13 protein-coding genes and 1 pseudogene are annotated in these 21,194 nt (G+C 33.8%); 8 read left to right on the plus strand and 6 right to left on the minus strand.

The window, feature by feature from the left end; all coding sequences use genetic code 11:
- The first annotated feature begins 2 nt into the window (after positions 1–2).
- The 3 genes from DX009_RS08190 to DX009_RS08200 all read left to right on the plus strand — a co-directional run bounded on the left by DX009_RS08190 (position 3) and on the right by DX009_RS08200 (position 6,059).
- Positions 3–2,318, plus strand: coding sequence for a TonB-dependent receptor (locus tag DX009_RS08190; RefSeq protein ID WP_115083653.1), 2,316 nt, complete (start codon positions 3–5; stop codon positions 2,316–2,318).
- Positions 2,319–2,624: 306 nt separating this feature from the next.
- Entirely contained in the window at positions 2,625–5,165 is a 2,541-nt protein-coding gene (locus tag DX009_RS08195; RefSeq protein ID WP_040595369.1) for a hypothetical protein, read from the plus strand.
- Positions 5,166–5,177: 12 nt separating this feature from the next.
- Entirely contained in the window at positions 5,178–6,059 is an 882-nt protein-coding gene (locus DX009_RS08200; RefSeq protein WP_006044289.1) for a GLPGLI family protein, read from the plus strand.
- Positions 6,060–6,208: 149 nt separating this feature from the next.
- Here the strand turns inward: DX009_RS08200 and DX009_RS08205 are convergent, their stop codons facing one another.
- The 3 genes from DX009_RS08205 to bcp all read right to left on the minus strand — a co-directional run bounded on the left by DX009_RS08205 (position 6,209) and on the right by bcp (position 8,647).
- The gene (locus DX009_RS08205) at positions 6,209–6,964 is read right to left on the minus strand and encodes a response regulator transcription factor (protein ID WP_006044287.1); all 756 of its coding nucleotides are present in this window, start codon (positions 6,962–6,964) and stop codon (positions 6,209–6,211) included.
- Between the two features lie 426 nt (positions 6,965–7,390).
- Positions 7,391–8,176: a TIGR02757 family protein gene (locus DX009_RS08210; protein WP_115083654.1), complete on the minus strand. Its 786-nt coding sequence runs from the start codon at positions 8,174–8,176 to the stop codon at positions 7,391–7,393.
- A 9-nt stretch (positions 8,177–8,185) separates the two neighbouring features.
- On the minus strand, positions 8,186–8,647 hold the full coding sequence (bcp, locus tag DX009_RS08215) for a thioredoxin-dependent thiol peroxidase (protein ID WP_115083655.1): 462 nt from the start codon (positions 8,645–8,647) through the stop codon (positions 8,186–8,188).
- 341 nt (positions 8,648–8,988) lie between these two features.
- Here bcp and DX009_RS08220 point away from each other — a divergent pair, with 341 nt between their 5' ends.
- The 5 genes and pseudogenes from DX009_RS08220 to DX009_RS08240 all read left to right on the plus strand — a co-directional run bounded on the left by DX009_RS08220 (position 8,989) and on the right by DX009_RS08240 (position 16,259).
- A complete protein-coding gene (locus DX009_RS08220; RefSeq protein ID WP_006044281.1) occupies positions 8,989–10,305 on the plus strand; it encodes an anaerobic C4-dicarboxylate transporter family protein in 1,317 nt (438 codons plus the stop codon).
- Positions 10,306–10,407: 102 nt separating this feature from the next.
- The gene (gene ansB / locus DX009_RS08225; protein WP_115083656.1) at positions 10,408–11,463 is read left to right on the plus strand and encodes an L-asparaginase 2; all 1,056 of its coding nucleotides are present in this window, start codon (positions 10,408–10,410) and stop codon (positions 11,461–11,463) included.
- 127 nt (positions 11,464–11,590) lie between these two features.
- Positions 11,591–12,787, plus strand: a complete 1,197-nt coding sequence (locus tag DX009_RS08230; RefSeq protein WP_115083657.1) for a porin — start codon at positions 11,591–11,593, stop codon at positions 12,785–12,787.
- A 226-nt stretch (positions 12,788–13,013) separates the two neighbouring features.
- Positions 13,014–13,862, plus strand: a pseudogene (locus DX009_RS08235) (transposase).
- 798 nt (positions 13,863–14,660) lie between these two features.
- The gene (locus DX009_RS08240) at positions 14,661–16,259 is read left to right on the plus strand and encodes a fimbrillin family protein (RefSeq protein ID WP_115083658.1); all 1,599 of its coding nucleotides are present in this window, start codon (positions 14,661–14,663) and stop codon (positions 16,257–16,259) included.
- A 315-nt stretch (positions 16,260–16,574) separates the two neighbouring features.
- On the opposite strand, the gene DX009_RS08245 is transcribed toward DX009_RS08240, so the two are convergent.
- From DX009_RS08245 to DX009_RS08255, 3 genes are all read right to left on the minus strand, one after another.
- Complete coding sequence (locus DX009_RS08245) at positions 16,575–16,874, minus strand: carboxypeptidase-like regulatory domain-containing protein (protein WP_115083659.1); 300 nt, start codon at positions 16,872–16,874, stop codon at positions 16,575–16,577.
- A gap of 789 nt (positions 16,875–17,663) precedes the next feature.
- A complete protein-coding gene (locus tag DX009_RS08250) occupies positions 17,664–18,545 on the minus strand; it encodes a GLPGLI family protein (protein WP_115083660.1) in 882 nt (293 codons plus the stop codon).
- Between the two features lie 14 nt (positions 18,546–18,559).
- On the minus strand, positions 18,560–21,175 hold the full coding sequence (locus DX009_RS08255) for a hypothetical protein (protein WP_115083661.1): 2,616 nt from the start codon (positions 21,173–21,175) through the stop codon (positions 18,560–18,562).
- Positions 21,176–21,194: the final 19 nt, after the last annotated feature.

A 21,194-nucleotide genomic window follows, 5' to 3' on the forward strand; every position in this document is an offset into this window, starting at 1 on the left:
AAATGTACAAAAAAGTCCTATTTCTATTTGCTTTTACCTTTCTAACACACTTATTTTGTAATGCACAAATAAACTTACAAGGGTGTGTAAAAGATTTAACTACACAAGAGAAAATTGAATTTGCTCACATTGCAGTACAAAATGCTTCCGACACAACAAAAATTTTGTACAGTGCAATAACAGATATGGAAGGTTCCTACTTAATTGAGAATATTCCAATAGGTCGCTATCGTTTTATAATTTCGTGTATAGGCTACGAACCCCTTACAATTTCCACACGCATAACTATGTCTTCTGCGGGACAAGTTTTAATAAAAAATTTTGATTTAAAACCTTCAGTAACTCAATTGAATGAAACGGTTGTAACTGCAAGTCGTAATAATCAGAAAATAGACCATCGATCTATTGTTTTTACAAGCGAAGAAATGAAACGAGCACAAATGGCGTGCGATTTACTAAAAAATATCTCTGGAGTAAAAGAAGACTTAATGTCGGGCAAACTAACAACCAACCAAGGTAACCCGCTAATTCTTATAAATGGAGTACGATCTACCGAAAACGAACTGAGAGCCATAGCTCCCAACAAAGTAAAACGAGTAGACTATTACGATTTTCCACCCGCTCGTTATGCTTCTGCTACTTGTGTTATTAATGTTGTAACAAAACAATTAGATAATGGTTATTCGCTTGGAATAAATACTTCTAATGCCTTAACAACAGGTTTTTCTAACAGCGGATTGTTTTACGCAGCAACAAAAGGAAATAGCATTTTTCATATTGAATACAATTTTAATTATCGGAATTATAAGGATTGCTTTACGCAGAATAGCTACAAATATGCATTAAATGGGGTTGATTGTTTAGACGAAACTTCTGGAAAAGAAAAATTTGGCTATGCTACGCACAATATTTCTCTGAAATATACCTACACACAACTGGATAAAAAGATATTTCAAGTAACACTCACACCAAATATTGAGCGTATATTTTCAACATCTAACAACACAGGTGTATATGTAAATGGCAGTTCGGCATTGAATATAATGAGCCATAATACAGACAAAACACATACTTTCAACCCTTCCATCGACTTGTATTACTGGCAAAAGTTTGGAGAAAAAAATGAATTGACTGCCAATGTTACTACTACTTTCTTCGAAACAAATGGAAAAAATAAAAACAACCAATATGTTTTGCCAGGGAATAGTTTATTCTTTCAAGACGAAATGAATTTAAACAACAAGAAGTCAAGTCTCATTGGAGAAGTAATATACACACACAAAATAGGGTTAGGAAATATAAATACTGGCTATCGGTTTGACTATTCTCACTTGTTTTCCGATTTAGAAAATCTGAAAGGAAGCTATAATTACACTTCAAATATATTGCAACAACGCATTTATGCAAGCATAGATGGTGCAAAAAATAGGTTTATGTACCAACTAAATTTGGGTTTTACTCTCTTAAATAGTAAAAGTGCTATAACTTCTTACCATAGAACTCTTTTTAATCCTCAATTTATTTTGGGCTATAAGCTATCAAATAAGTCTACTTTACGTTTTGTGTCTGTAGTTGGAACTAATGTTCCAACCGTAACACAACTTAGCAATAACGTAAAAATGACCAGTAAAGACATTTACTATTCAGGAAATCCAAACTTAAGAAACGAGTATAGTTACACAAATGCGCTATTATACAATTTTTATAGCAAATATCTGGATTTAGAATTAATATTAAGCCATCTTTATAAAACAAGTCCAATTATAGGATATTATAACGAAGAAGGCAATCATTTTATCTACAATTCGGTGAATGGAAACTATGCTTACACGTATGGTGGACGAGTAAATGCATCTATAAAACCATTTGGAACAAATTTATTGCGCTTACAAATAACATTAGATCCTTGTAAGAATACAATTTCTACAGCCGAAAATAAGTTTAGTGTTTTCTCTTGCCCCAACTATTTTAGCTTAGATTTCAATTATAAAAACTGGTCGGCAAACTATACTTATTCTATTCCTACTTATTCAGCAGAGGGTATTTATAAAACTAGAAGTGAAGAAAAAAACGATTTTAGCATTGCATACCAGTTAAAAAACTGGAAGTTCTCATTGGGAATGGTATTTATTGGTAAAGATGCTACCTACATTACCAAAACAAATAACAACTCTATTGTTCAGGAATATTTAGAACGTAGCATCAGAGACAATAAATCGATGTGCATTTTTGGTATTGAATTCAATTTTAATTCTGGAAAAAATAAGTCGATTAGCAGAAAAATAGAGAATAAAGATACCGATGCCCCTATATTTTAATGTTACAGTAACCACTTTCCACGAATAAGATAGTGTACAAAAAGATAGATTTTTATTAACTACACATCATTTTGAAAAAATATCGCATAAAAAAGCTACACAAAAGTATAGAAATACAATAGAAAAAAGAAAAATATACTTTTGTGTAGTGGAATAATAAAAAACATTTATAATTTCGCAAAAGAGATATAATCGAGATTACAAGATTATTCAACCGTAGTGTGATAAATACACACAGAGTTCTTAATGATTAATAACTGTGGCTACGCCTATTATAGCATAACCACACCTTAAATGCTATATAGTATGAGACAGATTCTTTTAACCATCTCTATTGTTTTTAGTTGTATATCTATATTTGGTCAGAACAAAATAGATGGAAAAGTTGTGGGAGACGAGTCTGTTATGCTAACAGTAACTCCTGTAAACAATGACTCTATTCTTGCTTTTACTAATGTAGACGAAAATGGTAATTTCTCTCTAATAATAGATGCTCCTACATTCGCACAGTTAAAGATTATAGTAACGGGATTCAACGTAAAAACTATTGAAAAGATAATTAAGAACGAAACACAAAGTCTAACGTTTAACGTAAAACCAGAAGTAAAACAACTGAAAGAAGTTATTGTAAAAGCAAAAAAGATAAGAGAAAGAGGAGATACTATTAATTATGTAGCAGCAAGTTTCATTGACAAGAATGATAAAGTTTTAAAAGATTTGTTGAAAAAATTGCCAGGGCTGACCATAAGTAGTGAAGGTAAAATTTCTGTCAACGGACAATGGATAAAAGATTTTTATATAGAAGGAAATGATATATTAGGCGATAGATATAATATTGCAACTACTAATATTAATGTAGAAAGTATAGCTTCTGTACAGATATTACAACATCACGAGGAAGCCAATGTACTTCGTGGAAAAAAAACTAACGATCAGCCATCTATCAACATAAAATTGAGAAATTCTGCTAAAGGAGTCATTACCTCCAATGCTGATATTAAAGTAGGTGGAACTCCAATTGCACGCGATGTAAACCTAAATATTATGCAGTTTACACAAAAAAGACAAAACTTATCTTTCGTAAAATCTAATAATATTGGAAATGACCTACGCACGGAACTACATGCTCCCACAAAAATAAATTCTTCGTATGGCATTGGTCTCATTATTCCAAACAATGCACCTATCAATAAAAGCTGGTCTTACAATAACAATTCTACAGCAACTACAATAAATCAACTCTTCAAACTTAACGATACTCGTACGTTAAGTTGTAGTTTTAATTATCTATATGACTATGAACATCGAAAATCACATGATTATCTGCGTTATTATGCTGACAGTAAACAAGATTTAATTTATAACGAACAGAATAATCTCAAAAACAGAATGCATCATATTGCTACTTATTTGAATTATAAAATTAATTCACAAAGTTTATACTTAAAAAATTTGCTTGGGATTAATTTGAACTTCAACCATGCATTAGGCTCTGTCTTAGAGAATGACTCTTCTATTTCTCAACTATTGAAACAAAACGATTTTTCAATATCCAACAGTCTACTACTTAACACAAATTCTAAACATCTGTTTAACGAGTTTACCTCAGAAATGAAGTTTGAAACATCAAAATCAAATTTGAGATTTAACGAAACTACTCAAATATTCCGTGCACAGAATTTTATAATAGACAATACTCTTTCGATATTTAGTTTCCCTATAAATTTCGTAAAATTTGATATAAAGATACAAGGTAAATTAAACTATGAACACCTAAAGACAAGTTTACCCAATTCTATAAATGATATAAGGGTGATAAAATATGGTTACTACATTTTGCCAAAATTTGTTTACTATTCGCCAAATAAAATAAATTTTGCTGTTTACATACCAATTGGTATGATGGGATATAACCAAAAGGATATATTAGCAAATAGGAAAGAGAATAGACAGAAATTTTCTTTTAACCCATACGCCACATTTAGTTGGAAACCTTTAGAAAATTGGGAAGTAATATCTATTATCAGTCATGATAGACAATTTGGTAACGGCATAGATATTTTACCACAGATGTATTATCTGAACTATAGGAATGTATTTAACAATGCACAGCCTTATCGATTAGAATTGAACAAAACATTAAAAGGAGATATTGCCATAAGCTATAAAAATGTATTAAAGATGTTCTTTGCAAACGTTGGATTTATATATGTGAATGCAAAAGATGGCTATCTCCATGCCTATAATATTGTGAATCGCCAATTGGTTTTCCATCTTTCTCCTACAATAGGAAATTATCGCATTATGCAACTTAAACAAGAAGCATCAAAAGCCTTTTATCGTTGGAATACTAAAATTTCAGAACAATTAAGTATAGGAAAAAGTTACCAAAACTATGAAATCAACAATAATACATACGAAGGCAGAACAGACTTTTTTCAGACAGGAATAGATTTTAATGCTCAGTTCACCAAATGGTTTGGAATTTCTAGCATAAATCTCTATACATTCAACAAAACTTACATTAACAATAAAACGAGTGAAAAAAACATTTCTACATTCAATAGCTTGAATTCTGCGTTTATTAATCTAACCAAGAACCTGACTCTAAACGTAGAAGGGCAGTATTATTACAACAATTATTTTAGAAAAGAAAAAACTAGCCTATTTCTTAACTCTACACTTGAATGGAGACTAAAGTCTGTAACTCTAAATATGGAATGTATTAATCTATTAAATAAAAATGTTTTCCATAAGATAACAGACAGCAGTGTTCTTAAATCGGAAAATAGTTTAGAACTCCGTGGAAGGACATTCTTAGTTGGTATACGTTTCAGAATTATCTAAATCTTTAATAAAATGGAAAAAATGAATTTAGCAAAACGATTACTCATCGTAACAATTATGGCAATGTTCCATCAGAGTATTAAATCGCAAGTAACAATCACTTATGCGATGGATAGTCCAGGACTCGTTCTTATGAGTCAAGATGTAAGTAAGTATGAAACAATTGATAAATCATATCTTAATTTAATTTACCATGTTAAAATAAAAGCATCGGCAAATGACACTAAAATGCAATTTGAAGATGATATGATCTTACTTATTGGCAAAAAATACACATCATTCTATAGTAAGAACCTCCATGAACTTGATGTAAAAAGAGACTCTATCATAAAACTTTATGGAATGGCAACCCCTGAACAAGGTTGGCAAGGATATGAAATAAGGACAGATTTACAGAAAAAGGAACTCACTGTTGATAATCGTATCCCTTTTACAAAAGATGTATGCAGATATACAGAGCCTTCACCACAAATGAAGTGGAATATAGAAAACAGTGTTGATAGTGTGTTTGGTTATAAATGTAAGAAAGCAACAACCGAATATGGAGGACGAAAATATATTGTGTGGTTTACAAATGATATTCCAATAAGTACAGGTCCATGGAAATTTGCTGGCTTGCCTGGAGCTATTCTTAAAGTAACAGATACAGAACACAATTTTTCTTTCGAATGTATAGGACTTACACAACAAACGCTACCCATAGTTAATTATGATTGGAAGTATAAAAATATGTCAAAAACAGAGTGGATAAAGTTTGAAAAAAATATGTATGAACACGCAGGTCTTTTTATATCCAGCACAGGAGCACGTGTAATTATTATGGATAACTCAGAAAAAGGTAGCCACCCTATTTCTGAACAGCTGTCATTATTTTATAATCCTATGGAAAAATAAGAAATAAAGAAGATGATTAGTATTCTAAATGTATGCTAATCATCTCTTATACAAACAGAACTATTAGAAATATGAATATTATAAGAACAGATAATGGGTATTGTTATCTATCTTCTTCTTTTCGTTTTATTATAAACAAAAACAAATTTTTAGAATAGCTTTTTTGAGATAGCTCTCGAAATTGCTTCTGAAATATTTGTTACACCTAATTTTTCAAAAATGTTCCGTTTGTAGAACTTGATAGTATGTAACGAACGGCACATTTTGTTTGCAATTTCTGTCATTGTAAACCCTGTAGCAGACAATTTAAGCACCTCAACTTCTTGTTCGTTGAGCGCTATTTCTTTGCGTGCTTCCCAATTATGTTTTTCAAAAGAATATTCCCAATAATGTTCAAAATCTTTTTTATGAAATTCAGCATGTCCAATAGTCTTATGCGAAGATAAAGATACAACACACATAACAACTCTTATTTTTCCGTCGTCTGTCAATAATATGGGAGTGATTTGTTGATTTACCAAATTATTTTTTATTCCACTTTTCAAATGAAAATGATACGACATATAGCATTGAGATTTGTCGATATCATTGAAAGTTTCCCATAACTTAAGAGCATTACTATTTAACTCGATGAGCATTTCTCGTTCTTCCTCTGGCACATGTTCCAAGAAAAAGCTATATCCTAAATTTTTCACTTCTTTTGCAGTGTGTCCACATAGAAACAAAGGGTTGTTAGATACATAAAGAAATTCTTGTTTATAATAGTCTAACAAGAATATACTTTTATATGTAATACGCGAAAATGCCTCTGCTATATGAATCAATGTAGACTGCATATAGAAATCTTCTTTAGGTTCATTATATACAGATTTATCTTTTGAAAAGAAATTTTTAATATCTGTCATTTGCTTAATGTTAATAGTTCTTTGTTTTATCTATCACAAAGATACATTTTCTTTTTGAAATATTGCATAGAATACAATAGAAATGTGTAGAAACGCAATAGGAAAAAGAAAAATATACTTTTGTATAAAGCAATATAGCTGGCAGGAAAGAATATGGACAAAATATACCTTTAGCAGTATACGCCACATTTAGCTAAATAACATTTAATTGGCGTGTAAATACTATTATAACGATATTTAAACTACGAATGAATGCCATTGAACTGAACATTTATTCATAGTTATAACAAGCTAAACTATTAGTGGAGACGAAATAATAAAAAGTATTTTTATAAATCTTAGCCCAATTGAAGAATAAAAGACATATATCGTAGGTATAAAAGTATATATTGCTAAACACAAGTTGCTCTATAAAACAATTTACAGCTAAAGATTTACACCATACCCAAACAATGCAAAATCGCCTTTTAGGGGGTCGTCTGGGAATATTTTAAGTAAAACATCGGTCAATCGGCGTGCAACCGACATTGTTGTTGATGTTGTATTCAGCAACTTCAATCTATTTGCTTGCTGCAATACATGTGTGTCTAAAGGAATTATAAGCGATTGTTTATTGATAAAATCGTGCCATATACCCAAATCGACAGACGAATTGTTGCGTACTAACCAACGTAAAAACATACAAATGCGCTTACACGAAGATGAAGTATTTTTAGGTACAATGCCAATTACTTGTTGTTCTGCAAAGAATGTACAAAGAGCTTCTATTGCAACAATTGCTTCTATTTTTGTTTCGGAACTTCTTTCTTTTTCGTTAGCATAACATTTTATGTAGTTTTTAATACTACCAAATGTATTTAGCATTTTTTCGAGCGCAACAAAGAAAACATACATAGTGTGGTTTGTATAAAGCCGGTAGAAACAAGCATCGTTATCGGGAATATCTTGTCGAAAAATGCCCTCCCGAATCCACTCGTATGGATTTTCTTTTGCACAATTGAGCAAAAACTGAATGCGGGGCATAAATACTTTTCGCGAGCCATAACTTAAACAAGCTGCTATAAATGCTATAGTTTCCTTGTTTAGTGTACCATCTACTTGGTGCATAAACCACGATGGGTCGCCATTAATAAAATCTTTTGTTTCGTATAAAGCAGCAAAAGCTACGAGTTGTTCTTTCGTAGCTTTGCTTATTCTTTTTGTTTGTTTCACAATTGGTTTTTATTCTGCTCCTAATTTCAATATTTGTTCGGCATGCTCCTTTACCTTTATTTGTTTTGGTGTGAAGATTTCTTCAATCACACCTTCTTCGTTTATAATAAAGGTGGTGCGGAAGGTGCCCATATAAGTACGTCCACACATTTTCTTTTCGCCATAAACACCAAATGTTTCGTTAAGTTTCTTATCTACATCTGCAATAAGTGGAAAAGGCAAATTGTTTTTTTCTATAAACTTCTTATGCGATTTCTCGTCCTGAATGCTTACACCAATTACTACATAGCCACGTTTCAACATTAACTCGTAATTATCTCGTAAGTTGCAAGCCTCTGACGTACAACCAGGAGTAGAATCTTTTGGATAAAAGTAAAGCACTACCTTTTTACCTTTATAGTCGCTTAATCTTATTTCTTTTCCATCTTGGTCTGTTCCCAAATAATCGGGAGCTTTATCTCCTACTTTCATACTTTTATTTATTTAGTTTGTTTTTGTTAATTTACTACGAATGCAAAGTTAAACATTATTCTTCATTATTCCTGCTTCTATCATAAATATTCTCATACAAAAACATAAAGAAACAATGCGCACATATCCACTATTTTTACATAGAATTGTTTTTTGTGTATTGTTACTCAACCTTCACTATGATATATAAATGGCAAGAACTTTCAGATGGCTATAGAAAATGTAACAACTATTTTGTTAAAATATGATAACAGTACTATGTTTCGTAGAGGAAGAAAACAGTTACAATATAAAAAGTTGTACTTTTGTAGAATACATAATACAAAAACAAAAACAGTAGAATGGAACTTTTAGTGATTGCAGAATTGTTTGTGGTTTTAACCATGATATTTATTGGTGCAAGAGTTGGTGGAATAGGTTTGGGAATATATGGTATGATTGGCGTTTTCGTACTTGTTTATGGTTTTGGTCTTAAACCTGGCTCAGCACCTATTGATGTTATGATGATTATTGTTGCTGTTATTACAGCAGCAGCTTCGTTACAAGCTTCTGGTGGATTAGAATATTTAGTGGGTGTCGCTGCCAAATTTTTACGAAAACACCCCTCGCAAATCACTTACTTCGGTCCTTTAACTTGCTGGCTTTTTTGTCTTGTTGCAGGAACAGCACATACATCTTATTCGTTGTTGCCTATTATTTCTGAAATAGCACAAGCAAACAAAATACGTCCTGAACGTCCAATGAGTTTGAGTGTTATAGCAGCATCTCTTGGAATAACAGGAAGTCCTGTAAGTGCTGCCACAGCAGCTTTAATTAGTCAAGATATTCTTGGTGCAAAAGGTATAGAGTTAGGAACTGTTCTTATTGTTTGTGTTCCTGCATCGCTTATAGCTATTTTGGTTGCTGCTTTCATTCAGAACCACATTGGTAAAGAATTGGAAGACGATCCAGAATATAAGCGAAGAGTTGCTGAGGGAATAATTAATCCAGACGAAGACAAACGAAACTTAGAAAAGGCGGAAGAAGAATCTAATCCACGTGCGAAATACTCTGTTTGGGCTTTCTTTGCTGGTGTTTTATTGGTGATTGTTTTCGGTTTCTTCCCTAAATTGCGTCCGGAAGGAGTTACAATGAGCCAAACCATAGAAATGATAATGATGTCGGTTGCAGCTTTAATACTTTTTGTTGGTAAAGCTAAGCCAACCGATGCAGTTAATGGCAATATATTCAAAGCAGGTATGAATGCTGTAGTGGGCATATTTGGTATTGCATGGATGGGAAGCACATTCTATACAGGTAATGAGGAATATTTAAATCAAGCCTTATCGGGAATGATAGCTAGCGCTCCTTTCCTATTTGCGGTTGCTCTGTTTATTATGAGCATTATGCTATTTTCACAAGCTGCAACTGTTAGCACTCTTTATCCTGTAGGTGTAGCTTTAGGCATTAATCCTATGTTATTAGTAGCAATGTTTCCTGCTTGCAATGGCTATTTCTTCTTGCCAAACTATCCAACAGAGGTAGCAGCTATTGATTTCGACCGTACAGGTACAACACATGTAGGTAAGTTTGTTATAAACCACAGTTTTCAATTGCCAGGATTTGTAACAACTATTGTTTCTATTGCTGTGGCTGCGCTGATTATTCAATTCGTTTAATAAGGCTCCGGCAGCATATAAAAGAAAGCATATAAAAGAAAGCATATAAAAGAAGGTAACAAAAATTAAACAAGTAAATAAAACTTATCAAACTTAATTATTATGAGAAGATTTAAGATTTCACTTCTAATCGTATTGGCATTTGCAGTGTCTACAATTGCATTTGCGCAAAAACCTAAAATTCGTATTCTTGCAACAGGTGGTACTATTGCTGGTGTTTCTACATCGGCAACAAATTCTGCATACGGTGCAGGACAAGTTGGTGTTCAAACACTAATAGATGCAGTTCCACAAATAAAAGATGTTGCCGATGTTTCTGGCGAACAAATTGTAAATATTGGTAGCCAGGATATGAACGATGCTGTTTGGTTGAAATTAGCAAACCGTATTAATCAGCTATTAAACGAAGAAGGCTACGATGGTGTTCTTATTACTCACGGAACAGACACTATGGAAGAAACAGCTTACTTCCTTTCTCTAACTGTTCACTCTGATAAACCAGTAGTATTGGTTGGTTCTATGCGTCCTTCTACTGCTATTAGTGCCGATGGTCCTGCTAACTTGTATAATGGAATCTGTGCAGTTGCTTCTCCATCGTCAAAAGGTCAAGGTGTTATGGTTTGTATGAACAACGAATTGTTCGAAGCTAAATCTGTTATAAAGACACACACTACCGATTGCGCTACTTTCAAAGGTGGTTTGTATGGCGAAATGGGTTACGTTTATAATGGTAAGCCTGTATATTTGCACAAACCAATGGCAAAACAAGGTCTCCAATCAGAGTTCGATGTAAAAAATTTAACTTCTCTTCCAAAGGTTGGTATTGTTTATGGTTATGCCAACTGTTCTCCTATTCCAATGCAAGCATTTGTAGATGCTAAATATGATGGTATTGTTTTGGCTGGTGTAGGCGATGGAAACTTCTACAAAGATGTTTTTGATGTTGCGCTGAAAGCTGTTAATAATGGTATCAACGTTGTACGTTCAAGTCGTGTTCCGTTTGGTCCTACCAATCTGAATGGCGAGGTAGACGATGCTAAATATCACTTCATTGCTTCGTTGAACCTTAATCCACAAAAGGCACGTGTGCTTTTAATGCTTGCTTTAACAAAAACAAGAGATTGGCAGAAAATTCAACAATACTTTGCTGAATACTAATAAATAGAACAGAAATCGCAAGAGAACTGTGTTACTAAAACCTGCTCTTTTGCGATTTTGCGTTAGCTTTTTTCTCTTTTACTCACAAAAAAATGTTTTATACGTTCAACATAAAAAATAAACAATTATGAAACACTCTTTACTTTTAGGAATGTTGCTGGCAGTTGCCACTAGTAGTAATGCACAAGATAACCACGGTTATGGTGCAGGAGATGGCGATTTCAAATCGCTGTCGGAAGAAATTGCGAAGTTGAAGAAACATAACGATATGTTTAATGTCTATTTTAACTATGCTGCTTCTGGACAGGTTGCACAAGATGCCAATAAAGACTGGGGGACAAAGTTCGCTAACAAACAGCTTCGTATTGAAATTAAAGGTAATCTTACCGATAAACTTTACTATCGATTCCGCCACCGTCTAAACAAAGCTAATGGTGCACAAAGCGAAGACAACTTTGCAAAGGCTACCGATATTATGATGGTTGGATATAAGTTTAACGACAAGCTAAAAGTAGAAGCTGGTAAAATGTGCCAAATTTGGGGAGGTTTTGAGTTCGACGAGAATCCTATGGTTATTTACCAATACTCTGATATGGTAGACAATATGGATAACTTTATGGCTGGTGTTGCTGTTAGTTATAAACCTGTTGCTACACAAGAATTAGCTTTTGAGGTGAGCAATGCTTACAACAATAAGTTTGCTGCCGAATATGGAAGCAATCCTATTAGTCTAGAAAAGAACAGTGTACGCGACTTAGAAGCATCAAAAAATCCACTTACATACATTGTAAACTGGAATGGTAGTTTCTTTGGAAACAAATTGCTTACTCGTTGGTCGTGGGGCATTCAGACACAAGCAAGACACAAATACTCTCGTATGGTAGTTTTAGGACAAGAACTAAATTTACCTAAACTACAATGGTATTTCGATTATATGGGTGCATTCGATGGTTTAGACCGTTTGAAAATTGCATCAACCGAACTTACAGCTATGCCAGCATACACAGGCGGTTCTTATTTCAGCGATGTTCACTACAATTCATTCATAACAAAGCTGAATTGGCAGTTTGCTCCACAATGGAACCTTATGCTGAAAGCTATGTACGAAACTGCTAGTGTAACTAAGGTGAAACCACTAAAAGACTATCGTAAGAGCTATGCTTACATTGGTAGTATAGAATATTATCCGGTTAAGAGCCAAGACTTCCGTGTGTTCTTAGCATACGTTGGTAGAAAATACGATTATAATGAGGGTTCTGGTTTGAGAGACTTCAATACAAACCGTATTGAACTTGGCTTTATGTACAGAATAAAGGCATACTAAGTTTCATTGCTTACATTAAAACCACAGAAATGTTTGCCTAAAAATAAGGCTATCATACATTTAATTTAGCAATTTTGTGCACTAATAGAATAGGAGATAAACACTAAGTAAATAGTCCTCCCTTATAAACCTAATATTCCTCTGATTCATAGTATATTATGCTATAAATTATTTGCAAATATCTGCAAGTTTTTGTACCTTTACACTATAATTCTTGCAGATATTTATGCTTAAACGTACATCTAAACAGCTCTCTATGTTCTCTTCTTTAGAAGACATGCTTAGTCATCAACATCCCCTTTTCTAACTTAGTAATAAGATTAATTGGGAATGTTTTGAAAATGCTTTCTCTCCATTGTATTGCAGTACTAATGGTCGCCCCGCTCATCCTATTCGCTTGATGTGTGGCCTTTTAATTTTAAAACATTTGCGTAATGTTTCAGATGAAATGGTGGTTTCTCAATGGAGCGAGAATGCTTACTACCAATATTTCTGTGGTGGACTTGAATTTATGCCCAAACAACCCTGTGACGCTTCCGAGTTAGTTCACTTCAGAAATCGTATCGGTGAAAAAGGTATGGAGTTAATATTAGCAGAAAGCATCCGCGTTAATACCGACCATGATAACGAAGATCATTTTGATACGGCTTTCATTGATTCTACCGTGCAGGAGAAGAATATAACCTATCCTACAGATGCGAAGTTGCATAAAAAGATAATCAAAAACGTTCTGAAGATCGTTCATGACAAGAGTCTTCCTCTACGACAGAGTTATACGCGTACGTTGAAAGGCATTTACCGTTCCCAACGTTTTCGTAATCATCCCAAGAATCGTAAGAAAGCTCTTAAGGCAGATTGTAAACGAGCTGGTATAGAACCAACGGTAGGACATCTTAAAGCAGACCACCGATTATCTCGCAACTTTTATAAAGGTGTGAAAGGAGATGCTATCAATGTATTATTAGCTGCGGCAGCATATAACTTCAAAAGAGCAATGAGAGTTCTTTTGTACCTTATAAAAAGAATCAGCATAGAGCTTGTCAATACAAGCTTTATGCTGAAATATAGTTTTTAAGGGATGACTATTTATATACAGTTAGTTTTAGTTTTAAGTTGCTGTCACTTTTAACAATTCGCGTAATAGAGTAAATATTAAATGATTACATGCTTAAAGATGATGATAGCAATGACAGGAAAATAAGTTTTGATGGATTCTTTTCTCCACTTCTTCTTATAACACAAACAGCGTGGCGCATATAAGATTTACATACACATATATTAGGTCGAATGATAGGTCCGTTTCTAATCAGGGATGTATGAGCCGATTAGTTCAAAACATAAAATAATTGAAAAATGTAAACGATTAGATTTTAGGTAATATCATATAGCTGTTAGAAGGCAAGTTCTTTCTGGCAGCTATATTTTTATCGAATAGTTTTGATGTAAGAGACTTATGGTAAAAATGTGACCTATACGCCAAAAATGTAGCAGAAGATAAGAAGTTTAGGTTAATATTTTATAAATGTAATTTTTATTATCTAAATCGGAGGGGGTAAACTTGTTTATCTAAAAAAGTATAAATACTTTTGCCCTACTAATTCGATGACATCTATCAATAAATAATGTGATTTACAGAGATGCCGCATGTAGATTAGAGAGGATATAATCCTATAAAAAAAAACAGATATGCAAAGAAAAAATTATGTAAAAAAGGAATACTGTTGCCCCGAGCTTTCAGTTATTCCTGTATCGGCAGAACCAATCATGGGGACAAACTCACCCTTTGTGTCTGATCACAAAAAGGCAGATGATGACAACACTAACTCGTATGATGTTGACCCAGATTAACTCAAAATAATTATCAATAAGAATTATGAAGATTAACAAGTTCACAAGTTTGTTTGCTACATGCTTGCTTATGGGGCTGACGGCTTGTTCTAATGACAATGTAAGTGACGCGGATTATAGCAATAGTGCTAAGGATAAGGATTTAACAGGTAAGACTTCTTTCTCTATTACTTCGGAGGCTAAGACACGTACCTCAGGCGTTTATAATTCAGGGGTAGATTTCTACTGGACTACAAACGACAATATTTGGGTAAATAGTGGCTCTACAACATCTCCTACACTAACAGCAAGTAGTTCCAACAATATTACATCAACAACAGCTTCTGCAAAGTTCTATTTCGATGGAACTTATACGGCAGAGAGTTATCCTGTTAGATACACAGGAAACGCAAACACTTCAGGTAACACTGTTACAATAGCAACAAGTCAGAATCAGGACGTAGCCAACAATGCGACTCAGTTAGGAACTGTTGGAGACTGCGGTGTCGGTACTGCAACACGCCAAACAGATGGATCCTATAAGTTTACTCTCAGTCATGAGGCTTCGTACATAACATTTATGCCATACTACTCAAAAGAGGCGTTGGATGCTTCTGCTGTAGTAACACAAATCGAAGTTAAAGCGGCTAACGATGAAAAGCTTGCTGGAACGTTCAATTTTAGCGACAGCGGTTTAGGAGCTGCAAATAGTTCTTCTAACAGCGTAACCTTGACTTTGAACGGAACAAGTTCAACAACTGGTTTCCCTATTCCTACTACCGCTACAGCATCTAAGAATGCAGCCATAATGGTTGTAGCTCCAGGAACTTACTCAACCTTTAAGGTTACTTATACTCTATATGATTCCGTAACTGGTACAAAAAGCACTATTTCATATACATATAGTGGTATAAATTGTATTGCTGGAAAGAATCAGGTAATCAAGACTGACCTTGGCATGGCGACATATACTTCTTGCAAGTCCAATTATTACATGTGGGATGCAAAGAAAAATTATTGGGATGGGTTTGCAAGCAGTCAGCCTTTACTCAACAACGCTGCAAATACAAACTATGCAAAATCATCAGCGGACTCAAGATGGTACAATACTGCATTCACGCATAATGTCCAGACAAAGGCTATAAACTCATGCAAGGATCAGCCGACCTTCGAAGCACTTACATGGTATATTGAAGGAGGATCTCCACAGGTGGATAACAAAACTTTATGGGTATTTGCAAACCATCTTTATGCAGGAGGCATCTGGCTAAAGAAACAGAGTAAAATTCCAGGTTTTATTTCTACGATGAGCTATCCAAGTGCATTTACGTGGAATTTAGGTAAAGATATTCCATATAGTGTACCAATCTCTGGCAAACCAGAAGCATCAGTAAGAAGTAGTTATTTCTATCTTCCGGCACTTGGAAAATACGTTGATGGGAAATTAACCGGTTTAGGAGTTAGTGGCTATTACTGGGCAAGTACACCAAATCCAGTTAACAATGGTGACAGAAGTGCAGGTTATGGTAAGGTCATATCAGCCAACTGTCTTCGCTTTACGATAGATGAATCGAACATGGATAATGTCTATGTACGTAGTTACTATGAACGTTATGTAGGCATGCAGGTACAGAAATTTGAATAGGTTCCCACAATAATGTAAGTAAAAGAGAGGCTGGAAACAATACCAAGCCTCTCTTTTTTCATCTGGAACCTTTACTGAATAAGAATGTAGAGAACACATTTATAAAGAGAGTATAATATAAAAATAGTTCTCATTGTGGCTCTCCCGTTAAATACGTAGATTGGAAAAAGAACAAAGGCTTATACACTTGTAAGGTATGACTGTCCAAAATCGGACGGTCTCACATAAAGGGATAAAGCACAAGATAAGAATGCAGAAAAGGCAAATATTTACCATGTCCTTCCGTCTTCTACAAACAACTTATTCCCATATCACTCAACGTTTGTAAACTATTTTCATTATTATAGACTGGTAACCTATATATAAAGCATGTAGTTCATAGACTTCTTTAAGCTGTAATTTATCAACATGAAAAACAAATTCTCCATTTTTATCTGTTTGCGAAGATAGAACTATTTTCTTTTCATTATTATAAAGGCAGACTGTAGCAAACTCTATTGGAGTTTGAGAGGAATTGGCTTCAATAATTCTACCTTTTAGAGTTTGTGCATTACCAGGAATACTTAAAAGGAGTAATAATATAAAAGGTATGTAAAATGAAATCTTGTTTTTCATAACTATTTATTTTTCTATCATTAGTTATTTACACGTTTGCAAAATAGCAACATATTAAATTCTGGTGATTTTTTAAGTTTCTTTTTATTCTTAACCTTTTAGGGACTATTTTGTCTTTATTGGTCGGAAATAAATTGTTTAATTGTTAATGTATTCTTTTATTCTAATGTGATTGTCGGTTTACAAGAGTTTCTTCGTTGTTTAATATAAAAGAAAAGCTCTATCATTCCATTACGCTGCAAATGTAAAAGAAAAAAACGTTACGTCCAAATTTATTCAAAATATTTTCCATTTTATCTTTCTTTTGCCATTATTCTCTCTTGTTTTCTTATATTAAAAGTGGGACATGCTGGTTATGTTCAAAATAATAATAAGAAATTTAAAAATATTAATTACATTTCTCTTCATTTCTTATTAATATTCATCTGTGTTTTAATGAAAAAATTTTTAAATGTACCATTAGGTAATTGCAGACAGAGCATTTGTTCAGTTATATTGCCAGGACGTTTGTTATCGAATTTGACAAAAATAGCTATATCTACACTATCGGCTGCTGTATTTGTTTTTTAATTGGTACCATGAACATTTACCATTACAAATAGGAAGATAAAAACATTTCTTACAATTAGGATCATTAAAACAAGAGCAACTACTGTGGTAGCGATAGTATAACTAAGGATTTGTTATCACAATCTAATGTAGGAGCAACGACTACGCCTAAGGAACTTTTATCATTCTGTGAGGCCTCGCTGATAAATCTCAATTTATCAATAGTCATCATCTTCAGACTCATCGCTCCATTTTCATTAAATTAGGTATTTCCCACTTAATACTTCCCGAAGTAAGTATTTGGTCTGGCTTTTCAGTAGAACTACATTCTACACCAAGTGCACTATAAGTTGCTACAGGATCGTTGTAAAGGTTGGTAAGAAAACTAATGGCTTTTTCGCGTGTCATTTTTTGCTGCGGACGTGCAAATGTATAAATTTGTTCGTAATTTCTACCTTTTCTAATTCCTATTGCTTGCCAACTTGCGCCTTCTAATTCAATTTTCATAATCAATCCAGGTAATCCCATAAAACAATAAGGACCGGCATCGTATGGAAGTTCTTCAGAAAACCATGCAACTACGTTTTTGCCACGATAGGTTGTTGTTGCTTTTGAGCAAACATAACCTAAAATTTTTTGTTTTTCATCTTCGAAGAAACTCCATTGTAATTCATTGGCTGGTTGGATAAACGATATAATTAGATTGTCGAAAGGCACTCGATAACCTATTTCTACTGTCTTTGCTTGTATATTTGTCCAAACTTCGTATGGAATAGTAGGGTTAGAATAGAGCGGTACTCCTTTTGCACCTTTAGCAATGAGTGATGTTGCTACAGAATCATTTTGATAGAGTGCTTCGTTACGTGAATAGATATGGTTGCGCCCAATTAATAAAGTTCGTTGTTCTGTATGTGGCTGCGAATTGTTAGCATAAGTCCATGTGAATTGGTAACGCACTTCTAAGAGTACTGTATCAAGCGGTTTTTTATTTTTCATATTTAATTCCGTATACGAAGGAGAATTGCCAAACACAAATGCTTGTGAGAAGGAGGTTTCTGACAAACCAATTAGGAAAAGAAATAGACTTCCTCTACGTGCAAGGTTTTTAAAAGAAGATTTCATATTATCTAATAAGTTTATAGGTTGAACTTTAATGAAAGAATCATACTGCGTGGCACAAGAAAGAATGTGTTGCGCTGCTGCTCTTGTGCATTAACCGAAACTATATTCAGTTGTTGTGCGTTGAACAGATTACGAAGGTTTAAACTCCATTCAACTAATTTTGTCTTATAATACAATTTCGCATTTGCGAGAAAAGTATGTGTATGGTCTTGCTGCGAATATAAGGTGTTGCAGGAAATACTCCATTTTCTGAACGTTGCCATTATCTTCCCTATTAACATTGCACGAGTTGTAACAATGTTGGTATTTTTATTGGTGGGTTCTGACATGCAGCTTCGGTTGACAAACATCTGAATTTCGGTGAGCAAACCTTTTACAGGCGTAATACCTCCCTTCAGAGAGAAACTGCTTTCATTGATCTGAAAGGGATAACTAATATCATTTAGCATTTGTGAAGAAGAAAACCGTGTATGACTTACTTTTAAACCCACGTTTGTTTTCTTCCAATAAAAAGCTTTCGATAACTCGCCACTTAAACTCAATGAATGGGTATCAAAATTCAGTGGAATAAGATAAAGTGCTATGTGGTTATCCTTTACCACTTTATTTGTCATCATATCGCTGTTCAGATAATTATAATTTATGCGTAAATTACCAAAGAGTAATTTGAAAGCGTTGGCATAATTGATTTTTGCTGAAAGATAATGATTATTTGTTGAAGTTATATCGTTTATATTTGCACGAGTCTGCTCGTAGCTGTTACGGATAATAAAAGCTTGCAAAAAATCTTCTGGTTTATTGTCGTGAACCTCTCTAGACCATTGTAATTGCAGCGAAATATGAGATAACAAAGAGCGTTCTATCGTTAAATTCGGAAGGATATGTAGTGAATGTTTTTTGGGGGTGATATAAGGAGAATATACGGAGATATGTGAATAAACTAACGGAATATATCCATAGATTCGAAAATGTGCCATAACCGACTGAAACGATAAACCAAATCCAGCTTTCGCACGGTTATAATGCATATCGTCACTTAAAGCAAAACTACTTTCTGGAGAAAATAAACCTGAAGAATACAATGCAGTAGATAGCATATTTTTATCAGCAATGCCAAACCAATAAGGATCGAATGTACAATTGCCAAGTCTGATTGTAGAAAGCATCTCTTGTCGCAGTTCTGCGTAATAGAATTTTTGCTTTACTTCTTGCCGTGCTGTGGGCTGTGGCAAAGAGTTGATTCTCGCTTTTTGTGCTAAAAAGAGCAGTTCACGACTATTGGTAAATTGTAAGTTGAACTGCGTATCCAGTCCATTTACTTCGTTCCATTTGTATATTAACCTTAATTTATTATCAAGTGCAAATTCTCTTTGGTTGAGACTTTCGTCAAGTTGTGTAGTTTGTATAAGTTGTTGTACGAATGGCAACTCTCTATTACAAGTTCCAACCAATTTGTTCATAAAAAAATATCGCGATTTATTTTGTTCGTATTTAAGAAGGAAATCTATATTTCGGTAATTATTTCCAAATTCAAAACTTCGTTTATGCGTTTTCTCTTGTTGGTTAATATGATAAGTATATTCCATACTTGCGCACCCTTCGGTATTTTCGTTCATTGCTATTATTGCATAATTCCATTTGGAATCAGGAGTTTTATTGTATAGTCCGTTTATTGACAACGCCTCACTCTTATTTGTCATATAATCATTCTTGTTGAGCATACCACTTTGTGGTGTGGGAGAAGAAAGTAAATTACTGGATAGCGAGGTTAAAGGCACGGCATAAATATCTCTTAATTGTTCGCCACTATTATTTGCCGAAGCAGTGACAAAAATTTGATGTTTGGCATTAAATAAACCTCCATATAATCGTGCGGTATAAGCTAAATTATCTTTGTTGCCTTCTCTATAACCACCACCAACTTCCATTTTTCCAGTCAAAGTGTTTTTTGAATTTGGAGAAAGTTTCACATTAAGTGCTACATCATCTGTAATACGGCTACCCTGCAAAGCACGTATGGGCTGATGGTGTTGCATTATGTCTACTGCAATAATATCTTTTGGGTCTATACGTTCAAGTGCTATAGAATATTTTCCCTCAAAAAGATTGCCCCCTTCTATCTGAAATTCTGTAATTTCCCTACCATTATATAATACTCTTCCTGCATCGTTTATGGTAATTCCTGGTAAACGTTCTAAGGTTTCTCGGAGCTTTCTGTCATTTTTATCTCTAAAATGAGAAAGATGATAAGTCAGCGTATCGCCTTTGGCATTTATAATCGTCGGTTTTACATATACTTCCTCTAATTCTATGCTTTGCGATTCTGCAACAAAGTCTAAAGTTTGAGAAATATTGGCTATTTCCTTTCGAATGGGTTTGATATTGAAGTTGGAAATATATAAAACAATTTGCGGACTGCTATTTGAAAGTGTAAAAGCATAGTGTCCTTGTTCATCGGTTCTTGTATTGGCAACAATACGTTCTCCTTTTTCTGATGGAATTTTAGCTATAATAATGGCATTTTCAACAGGACTTCCATTATGTAATTTTACGCTACCTATAAATTTAACTTGTGCATTACAGATGGTACACAAGCACAAATAGAACAATATGATAGTAATGAATTTCATCAATTAGCGAAGTTACAAT

The sequence above is a fragment of the Prevotella pallens genome (assembly GCF_900454935.1).
Taxonomy (GTDB): domain Bacteria; phylum Bacteroidota; class Bacteroidia; order Bacteroidales; family Bacteroidaceae; genus Prevotella; species Prevotella pallens.

Coding starts and splice junctions, on each gene's coding strand:
- ansB (WP_115083656.1), top strand. CDS start 10,408: ATGAGAAGATTTAAGATTTCACTTCTAATCGTATTGGCATTTGCAGTG.
- DX009_RS08190 (WP_115083653.1), top strand. CDS start 3: ATGTACAAAAAAGTCCTATTTCTATTTGCTTTTACCTTTCTAACACAC.
- DX009_RS08245 (WP_115083659.1), bottom strand. CDS start 16,874: ATGAAAAACAAGATTTCATTTTACATACCTTTTATATTATTACTCCTT.
- DX009_RS08250 (WP_115083660.1), bottom strand. CDS start 18,545: ATGAAATCTTCTTTTAAAAACCTTGCACGTAGAGGAAGTCTATTTCTT.
- DX009_RS08205 (WP_006044287.1), bottom strand. CDS start 6,964: ATGACAGATATTAAAAATTTCTTTTCAAAAGATAAATCTGTATATAAT.
- DX009_RS08200 (WP_006044289.1), top strand. CDS start 5,178: ATGGAAAAAATGAATTTAGCAAAACGATTACTCATCGTAACAATTATG.
- DX009_RS08240 (WP_115083658.1), top strand. CDS start 14,661: ATGAAGATTAACAAGTTCACAAGTTTGTTTGCTACATGCTTGCTTATG.
- DX009_RS08230 (WP_115083657.1), top strand. CDS start 11,591: ATGAAACACTCTTTACTTTTAGGAATGTTGCTGGCAGTTGCCACTAGT.
- DX009_RS08220 (WP_006044281.1), top strand. CDS start 8,989: ATGGAACTTTTAGTGATTGCAGAATTGTTTGTGGTTTTAACCATGATA.
- DX009_RS08195 (WP_040595369.1), top strand. CDS start 2,625: ATGAGACAGATTCTTTTAACCATCTCTATTGTTTTTAGTTGTATATCT.
- DX009_RS08255 (WP_115083661.1), bottom strand. CDS start 21,175: ATGAAATTCATTACTATCATATTGTTCTATTTGTGCTTGTGTACCATC.
- bcp (WP_115083655.1), bottom strand. CDS start 8,647: ATGAAAGTAGGAGATAAAGCTCCCGATTATTTGGGAACAGACCAAGAT.